At 61.3% G+C, this 26378-nt stretch carries 19 protein-coding genes and 1 tRNA gene; 3 read left to right on the forward strand and 17 right to left on the reverse strand.

All coding sequences use genetic code 11. The features are described 5' to 3' along the window. Window positions 1–71: 71 nt before the first annotated feature. The 14 genes from AC1Q6I_RS07615 to rnr all read right to left on the reverse strand — a co-directional run bounded on the left by AC1Q6I_RS07615 (window position 72) and on the right by rnr (window position 18642). A complete protein-coding gene (locus AC1Q6I_RS07615; protein WP_024073098.1) occupies window positions 72–962 on the reverse strand; it encodes a transglutaminase family protein in 891 nt (296 codons plus the stop codon). Next, window positions 962–3448, reverse strand: a complete 2487-nt coding sequence (locus tag AC1Q6I_RS07620) for a circularly permuted type 2 ATP-grasp protein (RefSeq protein ID WP_024073097.1) — start codon at window positions 3446–3448, stop codon at window positions 962–964. The genes AC1Q6I_RS07615 and AC1Q6I_RS07620 overlap by 1 nt, the downstream gene beginning before the upstream one ends. A 159-nt stretch (window positions 3449–3607) precedes the next feature. Then, a complete protein-coding gene (locus tag AC1Q6I_RS07625) occupies window positions 3608–6898 on the reverse strand; it encodes a transglutaminase family protein (protein WP_024073096.1) in 3291 nt (1096 codons plus the stop codon). Between the two features lie 187 nt (window positions 6899–7085). After that, on the reverse strand, window positions 7086–7382 hold the full coding sequence (locus tag AC1Q6I_RS07630; protein ID WP_024073095.1) for a hypothetical protein: 297 nt from the start codon (window positions 7380–7382) through the stop codon (window positions 7086–7088). Further along, window positions 7379–7837, reverse strand: coding sequence for a hypothetical protein (locus tag AC1Q6I_RS07635; protein ID WP_024073094.1), 459 nt, complete (start codon window positions 7835–7837; stop codon window positions 7379–7381). The genes AC1Q6I_RS07630 and AC1Q6I_RS07635 overlap by 4 nt, the downstream gene beginning before the upstream one ends. Beyond that, the gene (ssp4, locus tag AC1Q6I_RS07640) at window positions 7834–8754 is read right to left on the reverse strand and encodes an Ssp4 family T6SS effector (protein ID WP_024073093.1); all 921 of its coding nucleotides are present in this window, start codon (window positions 8752–8754) and stop codon (window positions 7834–7836) included. Before ssp4 ends, AC1Q6I_RS07635 begins: the two co-directional genes overlap by 4 nt. Window positions 8755–8965: 211 nt before the next feature. Continuing rightward, window positions 8966–11269, reverse strand: coding sequence for a YgiQ family radical SAM protein (locus AC1Q6I_RS07645; protein WP_024073092.1), 2304 nt, complete (start codon window positions 11267–11269; stop codon window positions 8966–8968). Window positions 11270–11365: 96 nt separating this feature from the next. After that, window positions 11366–12763, reverse strand: a complete 1398-nt coding sequence (dnaB, locus tag AC1Q6I_RS07650; RefSeq protein WP_024073091.1) for a replicative DNA helicase — start codon at window positions 12761–12763, stop codon at window positions 11366–11368. 110 nt (window positions 12764–12873) lie between these two features. After that, on the reverse strand, window positions 12874–13320 hold the full coding sequence (gene rplI, locus AC1Q6I_RS07655; RefSeq protein WP_010563337.1) for a 50S ribosomal protein L9: 447 nt from the start codon (window positions 13318–13320) through the stop codon (window positions 12874–12876). An 18-nt stretch (window positions 13321–13338) separates the two neighbouring features. Next, entirely contained in the window at window positions 13339–14232 is an 894-nt protein-coding gene (locus tag AC1Q6I_RS07660; RefSeq protein WP_024073090.1) for a YybS family protein, read from the reverse strand. 36 nt (window positions 14233–14268) lie between these two features. Beyond that, window positions 14269–14499, reverse strand: coding sequence for a 30S ribosomal protein S18 (rpsR, locus tag AC1Q6I_RS07665; RefSeq protein ID WP_002551829.1), 231 nt, complete (start codon window positions 14497–14499; stop codon window positions 14269–14271). A 28-nt stretch (window positions 14500–14527) separates the two neighbouring features. Beyond that, the gene (gene rpsF / locus AC1Q6I_RS07670) at window positions 14528–14944 is read right to left on the reverse strand and encodes a 30S ribosomal protein S6 (protein ID WP_005784250.1); all 417 of its coding nucleotides are present in this window, start codon (window positions 14942–14944) and stop codon (window positions 14528–14530) included. Window positions 14945–15253: 309 nt separating this feature from the next. Next, window positions 15254–16009, reverse strand: a complete 756-nt coding sequence (rlmB, locus tag AC1Q6I_RS07675) for a 23S rRNA (guanosine(2251)-2'-O)-methyltransferase RlmB (RefSeq protein ID WP_024073089.1) — start codon at window positions 16007–16009, stop codon at window positions 15254–15256. Next, window positions 16006–18642 carry a ribonuclease R gene (rnr, locus tag AC1Q6I_RS07680; RefSeq protein WP_024073088.1) on the reverse strand — a complete coding sequence of 879 codons (2637 nt, stop codon included), beginning with the start codon at window positions 18640–18642 and terminating at the stop codon, window positions 16006–16008. The genes rlmB and rnr overlap by 4 nt, the downstream gene beginning before the upstream one ends. A 225-nt stretch (window positions 18643–18867) precedes the next feature. Between rnr and AC1Q6I_RS07685 the strand changes: the two genes are divergently transcribed. From AC1Q6I_RS07685 to AC1Q6I_RS07695, 3 genes are all read left to right on the forward strand, one after another. Beyond that, window positions 18868–18954, forward strand: a tRNA-Leu gene (locus AC1Q6I_RS07685). Between the two features lie 144 nt (window positions 18955–19098). Continuing rightward, entirely contained in the window at window positions 19099–20124 is a 1026-nt protein-coding gene (locus AC1Q6I_RS07690; protein WP_102624983.1) for an iron ABC transporter substrate-binding protein, read from the forward strand. Further along, window positions 20124–21689 (forward strand): ABC transporter permease, encoded by a 1566-nt coding sequence (locus AC1Q6I_RS07695; RefSeq protein ID WP_102624984.1) that lies wholly within the window; start codon window positions 20124–20126, stop codon window positions 21687–21689. The genes AC1Q6I_RS07690 and AC1Q6I_RS07695 overlap by 1 nt, the downstream gene beginning before the upstream one ends. Window positions 21690–21764: 75 nt before the next feature. Here AC1Q6I_RS07695 and AC1Q6I_RS07700 read toward each other — a convergent pair whose 3' ends face one another. The 3 genes from AC1Q6I_RS07700 to AC1Q6I_RS07710 form a co-directional block, all read right to left on the reverse strand. Beyond that, window positions 21765–23699 (reverse strand): methyl-accepting chemotaxis protein, encoded by a 1935-nt coding sequence (locus AC1Q6I_RS07700; protein ID WP_024073085.1) that lies wholly within the window; start codon window positions 23697–23699, stop codon window positions 21765–21767. A gap of 139 nt (window positions 23700–23838) precedes the next feature. After that, window positions 23839–25128: an adenylosuccinate synthase gene (locus AC1Q6I_RS07705; protein WP_024073084.1), complete on the reverse strand. Its 1290-nt coding sequence runs from the start codon at window positions 25126–25128 to the stop codon at window positions 23839–23841. Window positions 25129–25182: 54 nt separating this feature from the next. Next, window positions 25183–26370: an ATP phosphoribosyltransferase regulatory subunit gene (locus AC1Q6I_RS07710; protein WP_024073083.1), complete on the reverse strand. Its 1188-nt coding sequence runs from the start codon at window positions 26368–26370 to the stop codon at window positions 25183–25185. Window positions 26371–26378 lie beyond the last annotated feature (8 nt).

A 26378-nucleotide genomic window follows, 5' to 3' on the forward strand; every position in this document is an offset into this window, starting at 1 on the left:
CGCTAATACCACAGCAGGCCCGCTTGCCAGACACGCCTGTATCGGCAAGCCGCCCGACTGCTGCCAGCCCATCATTCCAGCGGCATCACCGTCACCCGCACTTCCGGGTCATGGCTCCCTCCCCCCAGAATCACCCCCCGCAACGGCGACACATCGGAAAAATCCCGGCCCCAGGCCAGGGTGATGTGCTCCAGTGCCGGCTGCACATTGTTGGTCGGGTCAAAATCCACCCAGCCCGAAACCGGGCAATACACCGAAACCCACGCGTGGGACGCATCGGCGCCGATCAGCCGTGGCTGGCCGGGTGGCGGCTGGGTCAGCAGGTAGCCGCTGATGTAGCGCGCCGCCAGGCCCCGTGAGCGTAGGCAGGCGAGCATCAGGTGGGCGAAGTCCTGGCACACGCCGCGTCGGCGCTCCAGCACTTCCACCAGCGGCGTGGCGACCTGGGTCGCTTCGGCATCGAAAGTGAATTCATCGAAGATCTTTTCCATCAGCGCCTGCACGCCCAGTAGCAATGGCTGGCCCGGCGGAAAGCAGCTTTCGGAAAACTCGACGAAGGTTTTTTTCAAATGCACGTAGGGCGATTCGAAGCGATAGCGGCAGGCTTCAATCAACTCCCCGGACAGCGGCTGGCTGCTGTAGGTCAAGCTGTCGCGGGTCTGGTCCCAGGCCGGCGACGCCTGGAAATCCAGCACCGGCCGTGCCAGCACTTCGACGGTCAGCGAGGCGTTCACCAGCAGTTCATCGTGGGGGCGCTCGAAGGCCAGGCGGGTGATCGGGTTGCCGAACACGTCCAACTCATCGCGCCGCGACGTCGGCTCCGGGCTGATGTCCAACTGCTGCGCGCTGCAACGCTGCCAGGCGCAGGGCCGGGGCCACAGGTGCGCCAGCTGCTGGGCCAGGGACACCGGGCTGTCGTAGTGGTAATGGGTATCGTGGAAAATCTGATAGCGCGCACTCATCACACCGACACCGTTTGCTGGCTGACATCATCTACATGGGCAAAATGGCGCAAGGCCATGCGATCCGACACTTGCCCACTCTCATCGGCCACCGCTTGCAGCAGGTCGGCCAGGCCATCCAGCGCGGCACGCACGCTGGGCTCGCCAAACAGCGGGTTCTCCAGGCAGCTCAGGTCGAACCGCGCGAGGCGCTCCACCAAGGGTGCCAGACCGGTTTCCCGGGGTACGCCGAAGTCGTCGTTGAGGCGACGCAAGGTGCGGCTGACCAGTTTCAGTTGGAACAGCACCGCATGGGGGTTCTGCTCGTCCAGCAGCAACAAGTCCAGCACCGGGATCAGCTGCGGCACCGCCAGGTAGCGCGAGCGATAGGTGATGCTGCTGTTGCCCAGTTCCAGCAACCATTCCAGCCCCGCCTGATCGAACACCGCCACGCCACGCAGGAACGCCGCCAGGCTGCTGCTGAGAAATTGCAGGCGCTCGATGCGCCGGCCCATCATCAAGAAACGCCAACCTTCGTCGCGGGTCATGTCGTCCAGGGCAAACCCGGACAGCGCCGCCAGGGACATCACCAGGCGGTTGAGGAAATCCAGCAACTCACCAAAGTCAGGGCTCTCGCTTTCCAGCTCCAGGGCTTCGCGCTGCAACTCCACCAGCGCCTGCCAGTTTTCCCGGGACAACTTGCCGCGCACCTGAGACGCCGCCCACTGCAAGCGTTGCAGGTTGGCGCGCAGGCTCGATGGCCAATCATCGCCGAGCAAGGCCGCCTGCAAACGCTCGGGCAGTTCGCCCTCCTCCGGCAGCAGGTGCAGGTTCTCACCCAACTCAACCGCCGCCCGCAGCGCCAGCGGATCGTCGCCGTCGACATAGCGCGCCAACACGATACGCAACCAGCGCGCGCTGTCATCGCAGCGCTCGCAATAGCGGCCGAACCAGAACAGGTTTTCCACCACACGCGAAGGCAGGTACGGATCGCGGCGAACCAGGTCATGGGCACCAATGGCGCGTTGGGCGCGCCAATGTTCGCCACCAGCAGCGCGCTCACCGAGCACCCAGGTGTCCTTGCTCGCGCCACCGCGCTGCATCGAGACCACTTCGGCATCGGCCTCGGCAGCCACGCGGGTCAGGCCACCCGGCAGCACGCGGTAGCCGTCTTCGCTGGCGACGGCATACACACGCATGCCGATGGCGCGGTGTTGCAGGTGGTCATCCACGGTGTGCCATACCGGCGCCTGGGACAATTGCGCCAGCTCCTGGGCGACATACGCATAAGGCCTCGCGCGCATGCGTTCGGCCAGGGCCTGGCGTTGTTCGTCGTCCAGGTCGCGACCGAAGACCGGGGCAAAACTCTGCGATGGAAACGCCGGCTTGATCAGCAGCTCGGGCAGCTTCTCCAAGGCTTCGGCCAGCACGGGCGCCTCCCCGCACCACCACGTGGCGATGGACGGCAGGATCAGTTCTTCACCGAACAGAAATTCATTAATCTTCGGCAGGAAGCCAAGCAGACCCGGCGACTCCAGCACACCACTGCCCAAGGCATTGGCCACCAGTACATTGCCCTGACGCACGGCGTCGAGCAGGCCGGGCACGCCAAGGGCAGAGTCGGTGCGCAGCTCCAGCGGGTCGCAGAAATCGTCATCGAGACGACGCATGATCGCGTGTACCCGGCGCAGGCCGCTGAGGGTTTTGAGGAACACCGTGCTGTCGCGCACCGTGAGGTCGCCGCCTTCCACCAATGGATAGCCCAGCTGGCGCGCCAGGTACAAGTGTTCAAAATAGCTTTCGTTGAACCGGCCTGGGGTGAGCAGCACGATCAGCGGCGGCTGGCTGTCACTCGGCGCCTGGCGCGCCAGGGTTTCCTGGAGCGTACGGAAGAAGCCCGTGAGGTGCTGCACCTGCAAGTCGCGGTACAGATCCGGGAAAGCGCGGGACACAATGGTGCGGTTTTCCAGCGCATAACCGGCACCCGAGGGTGCTTGCGTACGGTCGGCGGTGACCCACCAGCGGCCATCCGGGGTTCGCGCCAGGTCCACGGCATACAGGTGCAGGAACGCACCGTCGGGCGGCTGGATGCCCTGGCACGGCCACAGGAAGTTGTTATGCCCGAACACCAGCTCGGCCGGCAGCAGGCCTTCCTTGATCAGGCGTTGCGGGCCATACAGATCGGCCAGCACCGCATTGAGAAGGCGTGCACGCTGGGCGATACCGGCCGACAAGTGCTGCCATTCATCAGCCGCCAGTACATGGGGCAGCAGGTCCAGCTCCCACGGGCGATCGGCACCCTTGGGGTCGGCGTAGACGTTGTAGGTCACGCCGTTTTCCTGGATCTGCCGGGTCAGCAGCGCCTGGCGCTGGGCCAACTGCGCGGGCGTACTGCGTTGCAGGTGATCAAGCAGGCGCCGCCAATGGGCACGCACCGCGCCGCTGTCATCCAGGAGTTCGTGATAAGTGCCCGCAGTCAGCGGGTATTGGTCGAGCAAATCGGGCATGGAACGCTCGGCAGAGGCAAGGGGGCTCAGATTAACCTAACAAACACTGCAAATCCCTGTGGGAGGGGGCTTACTCCCGATCGCGGCGGGTCAGTCAACCTAGGTATCGGCTGACTCACCGCAATCGGGAGCACGCTCCCTCATACATTTGGATCGCATTCAGTCATTATTATTGGGGTGACGCCGCAGATCCAAGGTCATCGGGAATTCGTCATTGATCACAACACTCGGCACGGGGAGCTTTCCTGGTGTATGGCCGAGACGGAAGAACCGCGCCATGCGCCGGCTCTCCGCCTCATTGGCATTCACCGGCAAGCTGTCGTAGTTACGCCCGCCCGGATGCGCGACATGGTACTGGCAGCCGCCCAGCGAGCGCTGCATCCAGGTGTCGAGCAGGTCGAACACCAACGGCGCATGCACCGGGATGGTCGGTTGCAGGCAGTTGGCCGGTTGCCAGGCGCGGTAACGCACGCCGGCGACAAACTCACCCACCCGTCCGGTAGCTTGCAACGGCACCGGAATGCCATTGCAGGTCAGCAGGTAACGTTGCGGCGCCAGCCCGGTCAGTTTGACCTGCAGGCGCTCAAGGGACGAGTCCACATAACGCACCGTGCCGCCCGCCGCGCCCTCTTCGCCCAGCACATGCCAGGGTTCCAAGGCCTGGCGCAGTTCCAGTTCGATCCCGCTGACGGCGTAATCGCCGACCTTGGGGAAGCGGAACTCCAGGTGTGCGGCGAACCATTCGGCCCGCAACGGGTAACCGGCGGCGTTCAACTCGACGATTACGTCGGCAAAATCCTGCTCGATAAAGTGCGGCAACAGGAAACGGTCATGCAACTCAGTGCCCCAGCGCGCCAGTTTCGGCGGCGCATAGGGTTCACGCCAGAAACGCGCCACCAAGGCCCGCAGCAGCAATTGCTGGGTCAGGCTCATGCGTGCGTGGGGCGGCATTTCAAAGGCGCGCAATTCCAGCAGGCCCAGGCGGCCAGTGGCACCGTCCGGCGAGTAGAGCTTGTCGATACAGAATTCGGCGCGGTGGGTGTTGCCCGTCACGTCGATCAACAGGTTGCGCAGCAGGCGGTCCACCAACCACGGCGGGCATTCTTCACCGGGCTGGGGCATTTGGGCGAAGGCGATTTCCAGCTCATACAGCGCATCGTTGCGCGCTTCATCCACCCGCGGTGCCTGGGAAGTCGGACCGATAAACAGGCCGGAAAACAGGTACGACAGCGAGGGGTGGTTATGCCAGTAGCTGATCAGGCTGCGTAGCAGGTCGGGCCGGCGCAGGAACGGCGAATCCTTGGGCGTCGCGCCGCCCAGTACAAAATGGTTGCCACCGCCGGTGCCGGTGTGGCGGCCGTCGATCATGAACTTCTCGGTGGTCAGGCGGGTTTGCCGCGCCTCCTCGTAGAGGAATTCGGTACGTTCCACCAATTCGTCCCAAGTGGCGGACGGCTGCACGTTGACCTCAATCACACCCGGGTCCGGCGTGACGCGGAAGTTGCTCAGGCGCATATCGAACGGTGGCTCGTAGCCTTCCAGCAACACCGGGCAATGCAGCTCTTCGGCGGTGGCTTCAATGGCGGCGACCAACTCCAGGTAGTCCTCGACCCGCTCCAATGGCGGCATGAACAGGTACAGGCGCCCTTCCCGCGCTTCGGCGCACAGAGCGGTGCGGGTCAGCCAGTCGGCAGACTCATCGATCTTCGGCACGCGCTCGTCGCTCGGCGCCGGTTCGCCATGGCTTTGCAGTTGGGCGCTGGTCGGCAACTCCGGCTGATCCTGGTTCGGGTCAGTCGGGTGCACGAACGGATACTCCGCCGCCGTCACCCACGGCTGCGAGGCCAACGGCAGGCGATAGCCCAACGGCGAATCCCCCGGCACCAGGCGGCAATGGTTATCGCGCAGGTACCAGCGCCCGCTCTGCCAGCGGTCATTGGCCGCCGTGCGCGCCAGCGGCAGCACTTGGCCGATGACTTTATCCAGGCCCTGGCTGAACACCTTGCGCAGGCGTTCGCGCTCCAGGTCGTCGCTCAGGCGCGGGTCCTGGGCGGTGACGTTTTGCGGCAACGCACCTTCGCGCCACAGGTAGTAGAAATTGTCTTCATAGGCCGGGAACACAAAGCGTGCCGGCAGCTTGAGGCGTTCGGCGACACTGGCGAGGAAGCGCCCAGCCAATGCGCCATCGGCGCCGTAGTCCTGTTGTTCGTCGGCAATCAGCGCGCTGTTGTGCCAGATGGGCACGCCGTCACGGCGCCAATAGCAGTTAAGCGACCAGCGCGGCAATTGCTCGCCGGGGTACCACTTGCCCTGGCCGAAGTGCACCAGCCCCTTGGGTGCGTAGTGCTTGCGCATGCGCTGGAACAGCTCGGCGGACAAGCGACGCTTGTCCGGCCCGAGAGCCGCGGTGTTCCACTCGGCGCCATCAGGATCGTCGATGGAAACAAAGGTCGGCTCGCCGCCCATGGTCAGGCGCACATCATCCTTGAGCAGGTCGCCATCGATCTGCCGGCCCAGGGCCTGGATCGCCAGCCATTGCTCTTCGGTGTAGGGCTTGGTCACCCGCGGCGCTTCCCAGATGCGCTCCACCGACATTTCATGGGTGAATTCGCACTCGCAGGGTTCCACCAGCCCGCTGATCGGCGCAGCAGACGATGGATCAGGACTACAGGCCAATGGGATATGCCCTTCACCGGCGAACAACCCGGAGGTGGCATCCAGGCCGATCCAGCCGGCACCGGGCAAATACACTTCGCACCAAGCGTGCAGGTCGGTGAAGTCGACTTCGGTGCCGGAGGGGCCGTCGAGGGCTTTGACGTCGGCGGTCAGCTGGATCAGATAACCGGACACAAACCGCGCCGCCAAACCGAGGTTGCGCAACAGTTGCACCAGCAGCCAGGCCGAATCACGGCAGGAGCCGGAAGCATTTTCCAGGGTGAATTCCGGGGTTTGCACACCCGGTTCCATGCGGATCAGGTAGCCGATGTCGGCGGCCAGGCGCTGGTTGAGGCCCACCAGGAAATCAACGGCCGGCAGCGGCGTGCGGTCGATACCCGCCAAGTAGGCAGCAAACTTCGGCGTCAGCGGCAAGGTTTCCAGGTACGGCGCCAGCTCGCGCTGCTCATCGGCGGCGTAGCTGAAGGGGATTTTTTCGGCGTAGGGCTCAAGGAAAAAGTCGAACGGGTTGAACACCGCCATCTCGGCGACCAGGTCGACTTCGATGCGCAGTTCATCGGTTTTTTCCGGGAACACCAGGCGCGCCAGGTAATTGCCCTGGGGGTCCTGCTGCCAATTGATGAAATGCTGCTCGGGCAGCACTTTGAGAGCGTAGGACAAAATCCGCGTGCGGCTATGGGCAGCCGGGCGCAGACGCACGATCTGTGGGCCGAGTTCGACCGCGCGGTCGTAGCGGTAATGCGTAACATGGTGCAACGCGACATGAATCGACACGGCGGCCTCCTGCGAGCCAGGGCATGGACACAACGCGCGCAAGACTTATGCCAGAGCGGCGGTCATTGCGCTTTATCGTAAGACCCGGTGCAGTACAGCACCAAAACGGCGCCAACGTGTGCGCCCTGGTGCGAGGGTTGCACATATTTGTGGCGCCCGTGTGAGGAGGGGTGGTGAATCTACCCAGTCAGCGAGCCTTGTGCTTGGCGATCACGGCTTCTTTAAGGCGGCGAATTTCCAGCAGCTTTTGGCGCATTTCGCGGTGGCGCTTGCTGTTGAGCAACAGCAAGCCCAGCAACGGAAACAGCACTAGGATCGCGCCTACTGAATAGTTGGCCTTGAGCGCGGGATCAAGACCGCGCAAATAGGTCACGCCAGCCATGGAAAACGAGGCTGAGCCGGAGAAGATCGCCATGAAAATCGTCCCCATGAAGACCGGGAAATAGCGCGCGAGGAAACCGTTTATCGAAGGCGGCGCCTTCACATGCGACTACTCGATCTGACGGTTGATTTAACCGCCTGCCGAATGCGACGGATTCCCACGAGTTTCGTGCGCATCTCTCGTTGAACCTTGCTGTTAAGTGTCAATAATCCAAGCAATGGGAATAACAGCGCCAACCCATAAAGGACTTTGTGAGGCTGGAATTGAACCATCGGAACTACAAACAGTAGACAGGCGACATAGATCCCGACCATTACCCACACCCAGGAGGGTCGGCCCCGCAAAATCATAAAGTTGCTATGGACCGTCAACAGAATGAGCAGCGCCCCGGCAGACATGATCTTGAGCCCCACTTGAGCCATCGGCGCATCACGAAAATAGGTGATGAACGCCAGCGCCACAGCCAACGCCAAAGAAAAACACGCAGCAAATACGCCGCCCATAAACGTCAGAAAGTATTGTCTGAAAAAGTCGCGTAGCGTCATCAATTCGCTCATTCGCTTACCTCCTCGTACAGTCCAATCGCGATGGTGTTGACGTTTCCGGAGTAGGCACTCCCGCCAAACCCAACGCTTGCGCCCAGGACGTCTTTGATCTGGGTAGTGGTGCTGTGCTTGAGCTGCGTAGGGGTGAAACGCTTGGTGAGTTCGCCCGACGCCTGCCTCAATTTGATCATCTTCGCGGTCAAGCTGGGATGGTTGATGCTCAGCAGCTCTTTCGTCAGCTTGGCTCTTTCCTGGCGATTCAAACCGCGAAGCACATCACGCAGGCTCTTGCCCGTCGATGCTTTGGCGGCCCTGACCAGCTTGACCGTCGTCAGGGCCGAAGCGCCCACGCCTGCCAGTGATACGGCGTCCAGCACGATGGACGCATTCTGGTACCAGCCTTCACTGTCGAGCGAATCCTTGACCTCAGGTTTGGCGACTTCCAGCGCTGTTCGGGCAATGCCGTTGAAACACTGAAGCGTACTTGCGCCGGCAGCCGCATACCCCACTACAACGATGACGGAACTGGCTCCAGCGCTGAAAGGCACCAGAATTGTTCCACTGGCGATCGCAGCCCAACTGATGACCGCCCCCAAGCAGGAGATTCCGGTATTCACGGCTTCGCCAATCAGTCGCGATTCTCGAGGATTGCTCACGACATGTTGAGCAAACTGTGTTGGCGCAATGTACTTCTGCGCTTCACGCAAAATGATGCGCTTGGGCTTGATGCTGCAGATGGGCTTGAATTCGCGCAGGGTAATGACATTGAAGTCAGCGTCGACATACACCACCCCCGCGCCGACGATACCGGGGTCGGCGTCGATGGCGGCGAACAGGCGCTGCAGGTTGATCTGGCTTTCGATGCGCTGGCGCGCCATGAACTGGGAGCGGTTGGAGTCCATGCCGATGCCGAGCAGGGGGTTGCCCATGGGGGTGTTCTTCCTTGAAGAGGTGGTAACTGGAGTGACGCTATCGGGGGCAAGCCCCCTCCCACACTTGATGTGTGAATACATTCAAAATGTGGGAGGGAGCTTGCCCCCGATAGCGATTTAATGGCCGCCACCTTAACAAACAGACTCCCCACCGCCTAGAAAGCAAAACGCCAGCACGAGGCTGGCGTTTTGCATATTCACGCGGCGATCAACGCGGCACGACCGGCTTGCGGGCTGGCTTGCCGCCCTTGCCCTTGGCCGCATCAGCGCGCTCCTTGGCCGCCTGCTTGTTGCGCGCCATGGCCGCGGCCTTGGCTTGCTCGCGCTTGTCCCACGGGTTGCTGCCGTCACTGCCACGGGGTGGCAGGCCGGTGTGTTGGGTGAGGATCCGGGTGGTGGTTTCCTTGGCGACCTTATGGCTGCCGGCCGGCGTCGAGTTCTTGCGACGCGCGCTCTGGTAGCTGTCGGTGGCGGGCTGGTGCAAGGGGATCAATTGATCCTTGCCCGGCCCGATCAAGTCGGCGCGGCCCATGCGGGTCAGCGCTTCACGCAGCATCGGCCAACCTTTCGGGTCGTGGTAACGCAGGAACGCCTTGTGCAGGCGGCGCTGTTCTTCGCTCTTGACGATGGTCACCGCGTCACTCTTGTAGGTGACCTTGCGCAGCGGGTTCTTGCCCGAGTGATACATCGCGGTGGCGGTGGCCATCGGCGACGGATAGAACGCCTGCACCTGGTCGGCGCGGAAGCCGTTGCCCTTGAGCCACAGGGCGAGGTTCATCATGTCTTCATCGGTGGTGCCGGGGTGGGCCGCGATAAAGTACGGAATCAGGTACTGCTCCTTGCCCGCTTCCTTGGTGTACTTCTCGAACATGCGCTTGAACTTGTCATAGCTGCCAATGCCCGGCTTCATCATCTGGTTGAGCGGACCTTCCTCGGTGTGTTCCGGGGCGATCTTCAGGTAGCCACCGACGTGGTGGGTGACCAGCTCTTTGACGTATTCCGGCGACTCGACCGCGAGGTCGTAGCGCAGGCCGGAAGCGATCAGGATCTTCTTCACACCCGGCAATGCCCGGGCGCTGCGATACAGCTGGATCAGCGACGAGTGGTCGGTGTTCAGGTTCGGGCAGATGCCGGGGAACACGCACGACGGCTTGCGGCACGCGGATTCGATTTCCGGGCTCTTGCAGGCAATGCGGTACATGTTGGCGGTCGGGCCGCCGAGGTCGGAGATCACCCCGGTGAAACCCGGGACCTTGTCACGGATCTCCTCGATCTCGCGAATAATCGACTCTTCGGAACGGTTCTGGATGATCCGGCCTTCGTGCTCGGTGATCGAGCAGAAGGTGCAGCCGCCGAAGCAGCCACGCATGATGTTCACCGAGAAACGGATCATGTCGTAGGCCGGGATTTTTTCCTTGCCATACGCCGGGTGCGGGACACGCGCGTATGGCATGCCAAACACGTAGTCCATTTCTTCGGTGGTCATCGGGATGGGCGGCGGGTTGAACCACACGTCCACTTCACCGTGCTTCTGCACCAGGGCGCGGGCGTTGCCTGGGTTGGTTTCCAGGTGCAGCACGCGGTTGGCGTGGGCATAGAGCACGGCGTCGCCACGGACCTTTTCCACCGATGGCAGGCGGATCACGGTCTTGTCGCGGGTCATGCGCGGGCTGGCCAGGATCTGCACGACCTTGGCTTCCTGCGGATCATCAACGGGCCCCTTTTCCTGCTCGATGGCGCAGGCCTGGGTGTCCTGGGTATTCACGTACGGGTTGATGATCTTGTCGACCTTGCCCGGACGGTCGATACGGGTGGAGTCCACTTCGTACCAGCCGGCTGGCGTGTCGCGACGGATGAACGCGGTGCCGCGCACGTCGGTGATGTCTTCGATCTTGTGGCCCCACGACAGGCGCTGGGCAACCTCGACGATGGCCCGCTCGGCGTTGCCGTACAGCAGGATGTCGGCGGTGGCGTCGATCAGGATCGAGTTGCGCACCCGGTCCTGCCAGTAGTCGTAGTGGGCAATGCGGCGCAAGGAGGCTTCGATGCCGCCAAGTACGATCGGCACGTTCTTGTAGGCTTCCTTGCAACGCTGGCTGTACACCAGGCTGGCGCGATCCGGGCGTTTGCCGGCCATGCCGCCAGGGGTGTAGGCGTCGTCGGAGCGGATTTTCTTGTCGGCGGTGTAGCGGTTGATCATCGAGTCCATGTTGCCGGCCGCGACGCCGAAGAACAGGTTCGGCTCGCCGAGCTTCATGAAGTCGTCTTTGGACTGCCAGTTCGGCTGCGCGATGATCCCGACGCGGAAGCCCTGGGACTCCAGCAGCCGGCCGATGATGGCCATGCCAAACGACGGGTGGTCCACGTACGCATCACCGGTGACGATGATGATGTCACACGAATCCCAGCCAAGCTGATCCATCTCCTCCCTGCTCATCGGCAGGAATGGCGCAGGACCGAAACATTCGGCCCAGTACTTGGGATAGTCAAATAACGGCTTGGCTGTTTGCATGACGGTGACCGGTGTTGAGATGAAAAATCGCGGGCGCGGAATATAGCACAAATTTTGACCAATTCCGACGGTAATGGTCGGAATTGAACACGAGGGTTATTCGTCGTCGTCGAAGTTGTAGCTACCCGGCGCAAGGTTCTCGAAACGGGTGTACTTACCGATGAATGCCAGGCGGATAAAGCCAATCGGCCCGTTCCGCTGCTTGCCGATAATGATCTCGGCAATCCCCTTGTGCTCGGTCTCGGGGTGATACACCTCGTCGCGGTATACGAACATGATCACGTCAGCATCCTGCTCGATCGCTCCGGATTCCCGCAAGTCGGAGTTGACCGGGCGCTTGTTGGGACGTTGTTCCAAGGAACGGTTGAGCTGGGACAACGCCACCACCGGGCAGTTGAATTCCTTGGCCAGGGCTTTCAAGGACCGGGAGATTTCGGAAATCTCGTTGGTCCGGTTGTCACCGCTGGAGCCCGGGATCTGCATCAGTTGCAGGTAGTCGATCATGATCAGGGCGATATCGCCATGTTCACGCACCAGGCGACGGGTCCGTGCACGCATCTCGGACGGGCTGATACCCGCGGTGTCATCGATGAACAGCTTGCGATCGTTGAGCAGGTTGACCGCGGAGGTCAACCTTGGCCAATCGTCATCTTCCAGGCGACCGGCACGCACCTTGGTCTGGTCAATACGGCCCAAGGACGAGAGCATCCGCATGATCAGCGATTCACCTGGCATCTCCAGGGAATACACCAGCACCGTCTTGTCACTGCGCAACACGGCGTTTTCCACCAGGTTCATCGCAAAGGTGGTCTTACCCATGGATGGACGCCCGGCGACGATGATCAAGTCGGCCGGTTGCAGACCGCTGGTCTTCTCATCGAGGTCGGTGTAGCCGGTGGAAATACCCGTGATGGAGTTGTCGGTGTTGAACAGCGTATCGATACGATCGATCGCTTTGGTCAGCAGGTCGTTGACGCTGACCGGCCCGCCGGTTTTAGGGCGGGCTTCGGCGATCTGGAAGATCTGTCGTTCGGCTTCGTCGAGGATCTCGGCGGCGGTGCGGCCTTCAGGGTTGAAGGCGCTGTCGGCGATTTCAGTACTGATGCCGATCAACTGGCGCAGGGTGGCGCGCTCACGGACGATCTGGGCATAGGCCTTGATGTTGGCGACGGATGGCGTGTTTTTCGCCAGCTCACCGAGGTAACCGAGGCCGCCGACCTGGGAGGTCTGGCCTTCCTTGTCCAGTTGCTCGGCCAGGGTCACCACGTCGATCGGCGAGTTCTGGTCGGCCAGCTTGGCAATGGCGCGGAAGATCAGGCGGTGGTCATGACGATAGAAATCACCGTCCGAGACTTGATCCAGCACGCGCTCCCAGGCGTTGTTATCCAGCATCAAGCCACCGAGCACGGCCTGTTCGGCCTCGATGGAATGCGGCGGCACCTTCAGGGCAGCGGTTTGCAGATCGTATTGCTCAGGAGCTGAAATATCGTTCATGGCCACTTGGAATTAGGGGTGTGTAGAAAAACAAAAGGCACGACCTGTAAACAGGATCGTGCCCGATGTTAACTGGCTGACACGCGAGGTGCCAGTCAGTTAGGTACTGCTTAAGCTGCTACCACGACAACGCGTACGGTGGCTTCAACTTCGGCGTGCAGGTGCACGGCTACGTCGAATTCACCTACGTTACGGATAGTGCCGTTCGGCAGACGAACTTCGCTTTTCGCAACTTCAACGCCGGAGGCGGTCAGTGCATCAGCGATGTCGTGGGTGCCGATCGAACCGAACAGCTTGCCTTCGTCACCGGCGGTGGCAGTGATAGTCACTTCCAGCTCAGCCAGTTGGGCAGCGCGAGTTTCGGCCGAAGCTTTTTTGTCTGCTGCTGCTTTTTCCAGCTCAGCACGACGCTCTTCAAACGCAGCCAGGTTGGCAGCGGTTGCAGCGGTGGCTTTGCCGTATGGCAGCAGGTAGTTACGACCGTAGCCGGCCTTAACGTTCACTTTGTCGCCCAGGTTGCCCAGGTTGGCGACTTTTTCCAGAAGGATCAGTTGCATGTGAAAATCCTCTAACTTTTAACCTTCACCGTTCGCGTTATCGGCGTCTTTCGGCGCCAGACGACCGCGAAAATCAATCAGGCCGTCGACAATGGCCAAAACCACGAGTAACGGATAGATCAGTTGCATGAACAGCATCAGCGTGACGTACAACCCCACCAGCCAGAACCTGGCCAGGCGCTTCTGCGCCACCAGCCCATGAATCAGGGCCAGCCCGGAAAACACCAGCGGTACGCTGCAAAACAGCAATAACAAGGCAGCTTGTGGACCGAAGTTCGGCCCCACCACCATGCCTGCCAGCAACAACATCGCCGGGCCCGCGGGAATCCTGATACTGCGAAATTCGCGACCAAAACCACCCGGGTTGTACAACAACGCCTGCCAGTAACGCCCAAGCATCAGGCTCAGCACACTGACAATCTGCAACACTACCGCCATCAGGCCGATCAGGGCCGGTGCTATCAGCGCCGCAAGGCGCGCTCGCTCATCTACCGATAACTGCTGGTAGAGATCCCCGAGAGCCAGCGGCAGGACCTTGACGATCTCTTGCGCCAGCGCCTCGATTTGCGGGTGGAAAGCCGCGCCGAGCAACACTGAAAACACCAACCCCAATGCCACGCTGACCAGCAGCGTGCGGACCCAGGACTCACTTGCGCGTAAAACCAACGCAAGGCTCGACGACCCCAACAGCACCATAAGCACCTTGGGTTCGCCCAATTGCAGCCACCAGATCAAGGCGGCCAGCAATCCCAGGGCCAGGACACCCACGGCGTCCTGCAAACCGCGCCGCAGGAGCACAAGGCATCCCGCGGCAGCACCCAACCAATACAACAACGGCAATGCTGCACATCCAGCCACTACCAGAGTGGCCTGCACACGACCGCGCATGATGAACTCAGCTAAGGCGCGCATGCATTCAATCCCTTACTACTTGTCGACTGCCCGGTCTCAGCGGCCGTGGCTGTCGGTGTAGGCCAGCAGGGCCAGGAAGCGGGCGCGCTTGATAGCGGTGGCCAGCTGACGCTGATAACGTGCTTTGGTACCGGTGATACGGCTTGGAACGATTTTGCCGGTCTCGGATACGTAGGCTTTCAGAGTGTTGAGATCTTTGTAATCGATCTCTTTCACGTCTTCAGCGGTGAAACGGCAGAATTTACGACGACGGAAGAAACGTGCCATTTGATAGGCTCCTTAAAAGGTCCGTGGATTACTCGTCAGCGTTATCGCTGTTGTCACTGTCATCAGCGCTATCATCAGCGCCTTCTTCAGGACGGTCGCGACGCTCACGGCGCTCACTGCGGTTTTCTTCAGCCTTGAGCATCTCGGATTGGCCGGTAACGGCTTCTTCGCGACGGATGACCAGGTTACGGATCACTGCATCGTTGTAGCGGAAGTTGTCTTCCAGCTCGGCCAGGGCCTTGCCAGTGCACTCAACGTTCAGCATCACGTAGTGAGCCTTGTGAACATTGTTGATTGCGTAGGCCAGTTGACGACGACCCCAATCTTCCAGACGGTGGATTTTGCCGCCGTCTTCTTCGATCAGCTTGGTGTAACGCTCAACCATGCCGCCGACTTGCTCGCTTTGATCCGGGTGGACCAAAAAGATGATTTCGTAATGACGCATGAATGCTCCTTACGGGTTGTAGCCTGCCGCTCAAAAACGGTCAGACAAGGAGTGAATGACACTTATGGATCTTGCCGCAGGGAGGCACATCGGTGCCTGCCAGGAAGGCAAGGGGCGCAATTGTAGAGAAGGGGGAGAATGGGCGCAAGGCAATTGGTGATTATTTGAACAACCTTCCAAACACCACACAGCAAATGTGGGAGAGGGCTTGCCCCCGATTGCGGTGGGCCAGCCACATCATCTGTAACTGATCTACCGCTATCGGGGGCAAGCCCCCTCCCACATTTTGCATCTATGCCAGGCTCAGAATTACTTCTTGGCCTTGACCTTGGCACCGCGCTGACGCTGAGCCTCGAACAGGCACACGCCCGTCGCCACCGACACATTGAGACTGCTGACGCTACCGGCCATCGGCAGGTGCACCAGGTAGTCACAATGCTCACGAGTCAGGCGGCGCATGCCTTTGCCTTCGGCCCCCATGATCAGGATGGTTGGGCCGGTGAGGTCCTGGTCATAGATACTGACCTCGGCCTCCCCTGCCGTGCCCACGACCCAAAGGCCGCGCTGCTGGAGCTTCTCCAGGGTTCGCGCAAGGTTGGTCACGGCCACCAGCGGAATCACTTCCGCAGCGCCACAGGCGACTTTACGCACGACCGGGGTCAAGGTTGCCGACTTGTCCTTGGGCACGATCACCGCCAGCGCACCGGCCGCATCCGCTGAACGCAGGCAGGCACCGAGGTTGTGCGGATCGGTTACGCCGTCCAGCACCAGCAACAACGGAGCGCCTTCAGTACGGTCGAGCAGCTCGTCGAGCATCGCCTCGCCCCAGACCTGGCTTGGACTTACATCCGCAACCACGCCCTGGTGAACGCCTTCGACCCACACGTCCATCTCACGACGCTCGGCCTGGCCGATGGCAACTTTATTCTGGTTGGCCAACTCGACCAGCGCCTGTACGCGCGGCTCGCTGCGACCTTCCGCCAGCCAAACCTGCTTGACGCGCTTGGGATGGTGACGCAGCAGTGCTTCTACGGCGTGCACGCCGTAGATTTTTTCCAGACTCATGGCTTGGCCTTAGGTTTGCGCGACCCGCCGCTTTTCGAGGGGGCCGAACCCGCTTTAGGCGGGCCTTTACGGTGTTTACTGGGTTTGCTCGACGGTTTTTCCGCCCCTTGGGACTTTCCCCCAGACGCCGCTTTACCACCGCTTTTGGCTTCATTGAGCAACTGCTGCTTCAATTCACGGCTTTTGCGCAGTTCAGCGTTTTTCGCCGCAGCATCGCTTGGGCGGTAAGCCTCGGGCACTTTGTCCTTGGCTGCAGGACGGCGCCCGGCCTTGGCTGGAGCGGGCTCTGCAACTGCCGCTTTCGCGGGAGCGCCTTTGCCTTTGCTGGCAGGCGCAGTCGTCTCGTTGCCACGCTTTTTACGGCCAGTTGGCGATTCGGCGGGCTTGTCAGGCATGCCAAAGTCGATCTTGCGCTCGTCGAGATCGACGCGCATGACCTGCACTTCCACGGTATCGCCCAAACGGAAGCTGCGACCGGTACGCTCACCCGCCAGGCGGTGATGCACAGGATCGAAGTGGTAGTAGTCACCCGGCAAGGCGGTGACGTGCACCAGGCCTTCGACATAGATGTCGGTCAGTTCGACAAACAGACCAAAGCCGGTCACGGCCGTGATCACACCTGGGAACGACTCGCCCACGCGATCCTTCATGAACTCGCACTTGAGCCAGTTCACCACGTCGCGCGTGGCTTCGTCGGCGCGGCGTTCGCTCATGGAGCACTGCTCGCCCAACTGTTCCAGGGCCGCTTCGTCGTACGGATAGATCCGTGCCTTCGGAATGGTCATGGCACCGGCACGCTTGACGTGCGGGGTGTTCTGCTTGGAATGGATCACGCTGCGGATTGCACGGTGCGTGAGCAAGTCCGGATAACGGCGAATCGGCGAGGTGAAGTGGGTGTACGCCTCGTAATTCAGGCCGAAGTGACCCTGGTTGTCGGCGCTGTACACCGCCTGGCTCAGGGAGCGCAGCATCACGGTCTGGATCACATGGTAATCGGGACGGTCCTTGATGCTGGCCAGCAGCGCCTGGTAGTCCTTCGGCGTCGGGCCGTCCTTGCCTTTATGCAGGGACAGGCCCAGCTCGCCGAGGAAAGCGCGCAGTTTTTCCAGACGCTCCGGCGGCGGGCCGTCGTGCACGCGGTACAGCGCAGGGATCTCGTGCTTCTTCAGGAATTCAGCCGTGGCCACGTTGGCCGCCAGCATGCATTCCTCGATCAGCTTGTGCGCATCGTTACGGGTAGTCGGGGTGATTGCGGCGATCTTGCGCTCGGAACCGAAGACAATTCGGGTTTCCTGCGTTTCAAAATCGATCGCGCCACGCACATGACGGGCCCCCAGCAGCACCTTGTAAAGTGCATAGAGCTGTTTGAGATGCGGCACGACATGGCCGTACTCACCACGCAAGGCCTTGGCCTCGCTGGTTTTCGGCTGTTCCAGGATAGTGCTGACCTTGTTGTAGGTCAGGCGGGCCTGGGAGTGGATCACCGCCTCGTAGAACTGATAGTCGGTCATTTCGCCGGTTTTCGAGATAGTCATCTCGCACACCATGGCCAAACGGTCGACTAGAGGGTTCAGGGAGCACAGGCCGTTGGACAGCTGCTCAGGCAGCATCGGGATCACGCGCTCAGGGAAGTACACGGAGTTGCCGCGCACCTGGGCTTCGTTATCCAGGGCCGAACCGATCTTCACGTAGCTGGACACGTCGGCAATCGCGACGAACAACTTCCAGCCGCCGGAGAACAGGCGCAGTTTTCCAGGCCGGGCTTCGCAATAGACCGCATCGTCGAAGTCGCGGGCGTCTTCACCATCGATGGTGACGAACGGTAGATGGCGCAGGTCGATGCGCTTTTCTTTGTCTTTCTCTTCGACTTCCGGCTTGAGCTTGGCGGCTTCCTTGAGCACAGCTTCAGGCCAGACGTGAGGAATATCGTAGGTGCGCAGCGCAACGTCGATTTCCATGCCCGGCGCCATGTAGTTGCCGACCACTTCAACGATATCGCCTTGCGGCTGGAAGCGCGCAGTGGGCCAGTGGGTGATTTTCACCTCGACGAACTGACCGACCTTGGCGGCACCATTGCGCCCCGGGGTAATCAGCACTTCCTGCTGGACCTTAGGGTTATCCGGCACAACGAAGCCGATACCGCCCTCTTCGAAGTAGCGGCCGACGATGGACTCGTGGGCACGGGACACCACTTCGACGATCACCCCTTCACGGCGACCGCGACGGTCCAGGCCGGAAACACGCGCCAAGGCACGGTCGCCATCGAACACCAGGCGCATTTGCGCAGGGCTCATAAACAGGTCGTCGCTACCGTCATCCGGGATCAGGAAGCCGAAGCCGTCACGATGACCGGCAATGCGGCCGAGGATCAGGTCGAGCTTGTCCACAGGCGCGTAGGTGCCACGACGGGTGTAGATCAGTTGAGCATCGCGCTCCATGGCACGCAAACGGCGGCGCAGGGCTTCGAGCTGGTCTTCGGTGGTCAGACCGAATTCTTCGACCAACTGCTCACGGCTAGCAGGCGAACCCCGATCGGCGAGATGCGCCAGGATCAGTTCGCGGCTAGGGATAGGGTTTTCATATTTTTCCGCTTCACGAGCGGCCTCGGGATCGAGGGACTGCCAATCGGCCATTAGAGAGTTTTCACCTTGTCTATATGCGGGTTAGTTTGGCATACGCGTATTGAAACGGGAAATTTCAGGCATCAACAAGCGTTTAAAAGCCCTTTGCGCCCCTCGGAAAGCACCTTGCACGACCACTGGTGACATTTTCCAGGTTTTTTTTGATAGCGGGGGTTTACAGCCAAAAATCCTCTCCGTATAGTGCGCGCCATCGACGACGGCAACGTTGTTGATGCTGCCCAGGTGGTGAAATTGGTAGACACGCCAGCTTCAGGTGCTGGTGATCGCAAGGTCGTGGAAGTTCGAGTCTTCTCCTGGGCACCAAATTCAGATCAAACCCGCGAAAGCGGGTTTTTTCGTTTCCGGGGTTTGAAAACTTCCCCAGCTATTTGCCCCTCATCCGCACTTGAGAAGTTTTATCGTTTATCCTTGCAATGATTTGTTGCACACAAGCGAGGAAAACCCTGGATGATGATCCGCGATACCCGTCTCAAAACATCCCTTCTGCGTGGCATGACCCTCACTCTACTCGGACTGGCCCTGCTTTCGCCTGCCGCCTATTGCGCCGATAAAGTCTCCCTGACCTTGTACAACGGCCAACACAAAGAGGTCGGCGATGAACTCGCCAAGGCCTTCGAAGCCAAGACCGGCATTCACGTCAACGTACGCAAAGGCAGCAGCAACCAGCTGGCCAGCCAGGTCGTGGAAGAAGGTGACCGCTCCCCTGCCGACGTGATTTACACCGAAGAATCGCCGCCACTGAACAAACTCGGCGAACAAGGCCTGCTGTCCAAGATCGATGCCAGCACCCTGAATGTATTGCCCAAGGACTATGTCGGCAGCAACGGCGACTGGATGGGCGTGACCGCACGCACCCGCGTCGTGGCCTTCAACCCAAAACTGATCGCCGAAAAAGACCTGCCCAAATCGGTTCTGGATTTCGCCGGCCCCGAGTGGCAAGGCAAGGTCGGCTTTGTACCAACCAGCGGCGCCTTCCAGGAACAAGCCGTGGCAATCATCAAGCTGCACGGTCGCGAAGCCGCCGAAGAATGGCTGACCGGCCTGCGCGCGTTCGGCAAGGTGTACAGCAACAACATGGTTGCCCTCAAAGCCGTGGAAAATGGCGAAGTCGCCACCGTACTGGTCAACAACTACTACTGGTTTGCCCTGAAGAAGGAAAAAACCAACCTGGACTCCCAGCTGCACTACTTCACCGATGGCGATGCCGGCGGCCTGATCACGGTCTCCTCGGCGGCGGCACTGAAATCCAGCAAGCATCCCAAAGAGGCCCAGCAACTGCTGGCATTCATGGCCAGCGAAGAAGGCCAGCGTGTAATCACCAACACCTCGGCCGAATACCCGCTGCGCAAGGGCATGCAATCCAATCGTGGCCTCAAGCCTTTCAGCGAACTGCAACCGCCGAAAGTCACCCCGGCTGACTTGGGTAACGCCGAAGAAGCCCTCGAGCTGGAACGTGACGTTGGCCTGAACTGATGAACCCATCGCCACCCGCCCCCGCGCTACGCGGGGGGTTCAGCCCACGGCGCAAGCGCCCGTCGATCTGGCTGTTGCTGCCCGTACTGCTCCTGGTGGGCTTGAGCCTGTTGCCGCTGGCCTACGTCGGGCTCAAAGCCTGGCAAGCGGGCTGGGCGCAGGCGCTGCATCTGCTATGGCGGCCCTACGTCTTTGGCTTATTGCGCAATACCCTCGCCTTGATGGTCGGGGTAACGCTGGCGTGTGGTGTGATCGGCTTGTCCCTGGCCTGGCTGCTGGAGCGCAGCAACTTGCCAGGGCGACGCATCTGGGGCGTGATTCTGTGCCTGCCGTTTGCGGTACCGGCGTTTGTCAGCAGCTTCACCTGGGTGTCGCTGAGCGCCAACTTCGAAGGACTCGGCGGGGCGATCCTGGTCATGACCCTGTCCAAGTACCCGCTGGTGTTCCTACCGGTGGCGGCGACCCTGCGCAATCTGGACCCGTCCCTGGAGGAATCAGCCCGCACCCTGGGGCTCAATCGCTGGGGAGTATTCTTTCGCATTACCCTGCCCCTGCTGTGGCCGTCCCTGCTGGCCGGGGCGCTGTTGATCGCGTTGCATATGCTGGTGGAATTCGGCGCACTGTCGATCATCGGCCTGCAGACCTTTACCACGGCGATCTACCAGCAGTTCGAACTGGAGTTCAGCAATGCCAACGCCGCGATGTTATCGGCGGTGCTGCTGGTGATGTGCCTCACCCTGCTGTGGCTGGAGCTGCGCGTGCGCGGCAAGGGCCGACACGTACGCATCGGCCAAGGGGCTGCGCGGCATGCCGAACAGGTTCGCCTGGGCAGGTGGGCGCTCTTGAGCCAAGTCTATTGCCTTGCGCTGGCAATCATCGGCAGCGGCATTCCCCTGGGCATGCTGGGTTACTGGCTGGCGGTGGGCTCGTCGGCGGCGTTCCCGGTGGCCGAGATCAGTGAGGCGCTGCTATCGTCCCTGGCGTTGTCGCTGGGTGGCGCGGCGCTGTGCCTGGTGCTGGCGGTGCCGGTGGGGTTGCTGGTGGTGCGCTACAAGGGCCAACTGGCGATCTGGGCCGAACGCCTGCCGTACTTGCTGCACGCCCTGCCCGGCCTGGTGATTGCGCTGACCCTGGTGTATTTCGCCCTGCATTACGTGCCAGTGCTGTACCAGACATCAGCGCTGTTGCTGATTGCCTATGCGCTACTGTTTTTGCCGCTGGCCCAGGCGCCGGTTCGTACCGCCTTGAACAAAGCCGCGCCACAACTGGAAGAAGCCGCGCGCACCCTGGGCGCGTCATCGTTCAGCGCGTTTTGCCGGGTAACCTTGCCGATTATCTTCCCGGCATTGGGCGCGGCGTTTGCGCTGGTGTTCCTGGACGCAATGAAGGAATTGACGGCGACGTTGCTGCTCAGCCCAACCGGGCTGAATACCTTGGCGACGGCGGTGTGGGCGCATACCTCGAATGTGGAATTCGCGGCGGCGGCGCCTTATGCGGCGCTGTTGATATTGGTGTCGGGGTTGCCGGTGTATTTGCTGACGACACGGATGTATCTGAGTCGCTAAAACCGCTATCTGGGCAAGCCCCCTCCCACATTTGAATGCATTTCAACCCGTGGGAGGGGGCCAGTCCAGGCGAGGCTAAGCCCGAAACTGCCCCAGGCTCGCCTTCAACTGCGCCGCCAAACCATCCAGCACCTTACCACTGGCCGTCGTCTCCACCACCGCCTGCGCCGCACGTTCGGCCTGGGCATGGATCACCTCGACCCGCCCCCGCACTGCATGGGCACCCTGGGCCTGATGCTCGGCTGCGCGCGTGGCCAGGCCGATCGCGGCATGCACCTGCTCCACCGAAGCCTGCACGGTCTGCTGCAAGCGCACGCTGTCGCGCAGCACCAGCAACCCTTCGCTGGCCTGGCGCCCGGCCTTGCCGATAGTTTCCACCGCCTCACGCGCGCCCTGCTGCAGCGCCACGATATGCGCCTGGATATCGCCGGTAGAGCTTTGGGTCTTGCTGGCCAGCGCCCGCACCTCATCCGCCACCACGGCGAAGCCACGGCCCGTCTCACCGGCGCGTGCCGCTTCGATCGCGGCGTTCAGGGCAAGCAGGTTGGTTTGCTCGGCAATGCCGTGAATCACGGTCAGCACCACCTCGATCTGCTCACTTTGCTGCGCCAATCGCTCGATCACCTTGGACCCCGCCTCGACCTGCCCCGCCAGCGCTTCAATCAGGCTCCCCACTTCAGCCGAGGTACGCGCGTTCTCATCGGTGGCCTGACGAATATCCACCACCTGCTGCAACGCTGCCTGCATCGCATGGCTCTCGGCCTGGGCTTCATCAGCCATTTGCGAGAGTGCGCGCAAGCTCTCGGCCACCTCATCACGCTGCAGGCCGGCGGCCGCATCGGCACCGGCATTGCGCAAGGTCATGGCACCGATCTCCACACCGGTCCGCTGAGCCACATCACCCGCCTCACGCACGATGGGCTGCAACTTATCCACAAAGCGATTGACCGCCGAGGCCATGTCGCCGATTTCGTCCTGGCTATTGATCTGCACGCGCTTGGTCAGGTCGCCCTCGCCCGCCGCCAGGTCATCCATGGCCGCAATCAGCAACTTCAGGCGATTGACCACACGGCGCCCAAGCACCACGGCGATCAGCAGCAACACGCCAAAGCCAACCCCTGCGAGCCCCATGCCGATGCGCCAGCGCAAGGTGCCGGCGGCTTCCTGCACAGCGCTGGTGGTATTGGCGGTCATTTGGGTGGCGGTGGTTTGCGCCGATTGCAGGCGCGCGCCCATGGCAGTCGCGCTGTCTGCTGCCGCCCCTTTGAGGCTATCGCCGACCAACTGATCACCGCTGGCAATCAAGGCGGCAAAACGCTTGTCCAACGCCTGCAGGTCGGCTTCTACCGATGCCGTCGAAACCCCCATGCGCACTTTGCCAATCTCGACACCATTAGGACTGATGGACGCTTCGACGTAGTACACAGAAGGGTCGGTCTTGGCCGCATCCAGCACTTTATCCAGCGCGCGATCACCCGCGCCCTTTGCCAGCAACACCTGGTTGATCGGGTTTTCGCGGTTCAGGTAGCGAGTCAAATGCTCACCGGCGGCGTCGTCGTAGACCACGAACAACACGTTGGGATTGCGCTGGGCACGCCGGGCAAACTCAGACAACGTGGGCACATCACTGTCCCACATGGCGCGGGGCGCCACCGAGGCCAGCAGTTGCGCCATATCATTAGCGGAGTCTTGCAGGTCTTTTTCCAGGGTCGCCCGCAATTGCTTCTGTTCTGCCTGCAGGCGCTCGGAAAGCCCGGCGGTCAGACGCTGACGGGTACTGCTGGACAAGCTGTCCAGGCTGGATGTGACTTCCTTGCCGGCCTGCGCCAGTTCGCCAGAGAGCTTCTGACTATCGACGCCCAGGCGACTGCCCAAATCAGCTTCAAGTGCCGTGACCGTGCTCCGGGTCAGAGCGACCGCCACCAGCACTTGCACCAAAAGAGCGATACCTAGGGTAACGAACACCGGCCGCAACAGACGGCTTTGTAACAATGAGAGAACGGCAGACATCGGGAATCCCTCCACCACGGGTGCCATTAATTTGATAGCACCGCGAAAGAAAGAAACACAGCAAGGGTCGTGCCGCTTGGCGAACTGAAACGACAAAGGGCTCCCGAAGGAGCCCTTTGCTTTTTACATCAATAACTTATTAAGCGAACGGATGACGCAAAACGATGGTTTCGTTGCGGTCCGGGCCCGTCGAAATAATGTCGATCGGTGCGCCGATCAGCTCTTCAACGCGCTTGATGTAGGCTCGAGCATTGGCTGGCAGCTCTTCCAGGGTCTTGGCACCCACGGTCGATTCGGCCCAGCCTGGCACCTCTTCGTACACAGGCTGCAGGCCCACGTAGCTGTCAGCATCAGTCGGAGCAACGTCCTGACCCTCTGCATCTTTGTAGCCGACGCAGATGTTGATGGTTTCCAGGCCGTCGAGCACGTCCAGCTTGGTCAGGCAGATGCCCGAGATGCTGTTCACATCGATAGCACGACGCAGGATAACGGCGTCGAACCAACCACAACGACGGGCACGGCCGGTGGTCGCACCGAACTCGTGACCTTGCTTCGCCAGGTGCGCCCCTACTGCGTCGAACAGTTCAGTCGGGAATGGACCCGAACCTACGCGAGTGGTGTAAGCCTTGGTGATGCCCAGGATGTAGTCCAGGAACATAGGGCCAACACCCGAACCGGTGGCAACGCCGCCAGCGGTGGTGTTGGAGCTGGTCACGTACGGGTAGGTACCATGGTCGATGTCCAGCAGCGAACCTTGGGCACCTTCGAACATGATGTCTTTGCCCGCGCGGCGCAGGTCATGCAACTCGGCAGTCACGTCCAGCATCAGCGGCTTGAGCAGCTCCGCGTATTCCTTGCATTCGGCCAGGGTCTTGTCGAATTCGATGGCCGGCTCTTTGTAGTAACCCACCAGCATGAAGTTGTGGTAATCCACCAGTTCACGCAGCTTGTCTTCAAAACGAGGCATGTTGAGCAGGTCGCCCACACGCAGGCCACGACGTGCAACTTTGTCTTCGTAGGCCGGGCCGATGCCGCGACCGGTAGTACCGATCTTCAGCTCGCCACGGGCCTTTTCACGAGCCTGGTCCAGCGCTACGTGGAAAGACAGGATCAGCGGGCAAGACGGGCTGATACGCAGGCGCTCGCGCACTGGCACGCCTTTCTCTTCCAGCTTGGTGATCTCGCGCAGCAAGGCATCCGGTGCAACCACCACGCCATTGCCAATCAGGCACTGCACGCCTTCGCGCAGTACGCCCGATGGGATCAGGTGCAAGACGGTTTTTTCGCCATCGATGACCAGGGTGTGGCCAGCATTGTGGCCGCCTTGGTAGCGCACTACGGCGGCAGCATGTTCGGTCAGCAGATCAACGATCTTGCCTTTGCCCTCATCACCCCATTGGGTGCCCAGGACTACGACATTCTTACCCATAACACTTGTCCTCATTCGCGCAAACTTGGTGCCGGCGATGGCCGGCAGGAAAACTCAAGAAGCCAGTGGCGATACTTGCCAAAGCCCGTTCTGCAGAATCAATTGCCGGTCGCAGTCCGCTTCACGGGCGGCGGCCAATGGCTGCCCAGGCAAGGCCTGAACGACACGCTGACCCTCACTGCGCAACTGGCAAACCTGCTGCCAGAGTGCTGCGTCCGTACTGTCGGGCATCCAAATGCCACCAGACGGCAGCTCGACCTCAGCACGCCCCAGGGTCACCAGGGTTTTCAAATCAGTGGAAAAGCCAGTGGCCGGACGCGCACGACCGAAGTCGGCGCCGATGTCGTCGTAGCGACCACCCTGGGCGATGGCCTGGCCAACACCCGGCACAAACACCGCGAACACCACGCCGGTGTGGTAGTGATAGCCACGCAACTCGCCCAGATCAAAGTACAACGGCACCTGCGGGAACCGCGCCGACAGCTGGTCGGCAATGGCGACCACATCATCCAGCGCAGCCAATACCGGCGCTGGCGCATGGGCCAGGCGTTCACGCGCAGCCGCCAGTACTTCACGGCCGCCGCACAGGCCAACCAGCGCACGCAGCATGCCGGCCAGATCGGCAGGCACACCCTCGGTGAGGGCGATGACTTCATCGATGGCCTTGCGCTGCAGGGCATCGAACAACTGTTGCTCGACTTCGCCGGACAAACCGGCCGCACGGGCCAGGCCACGATAGATGCCGACGTGACCCAGGTCCATGTGGACATCCGGCACGTCAGCCAGTTGCAACATGGCCAGCATCAAGCTGATCACTTCCACGTCACTACTCGGGCTGGCGTCGCCATACAACTCGGCGCCCAACTGGATCGGGCTACGGGAAGACGACAAGGCACGCGGTTGAGCATGCAGCACGCTGCCGGCGTAGCACAGGCGGCTCGGGCCTTCGCGGCGCAGGGTGTGCGCATCGATGCGCGCCACTTGCGGCGTGATGTCGGCACGAAAGCCCATCTGCCGGCCCGATTGCGGATCGATAACCTTGAAGGTGCGCAGATCCAAGTCCTGGCCCGCGCCGGTCAGCAGGGATTCCAGGTACTCGATATGGGGGGTCACGACAAACTCGTAACCCCAGCTCTGGAACAGATCCAACACCTGGCGACGCGCTACTTCAATGCGCGCAGCTTCTGGTGGCAGTACTTCTTCGATGCCATCTGGCAGCAGCCAGCGGTCTACCGTTGCCATTACGCCAT

The organism is Pseudomonas sp. MPR-R2A5 (assembly GCF_058793055.1).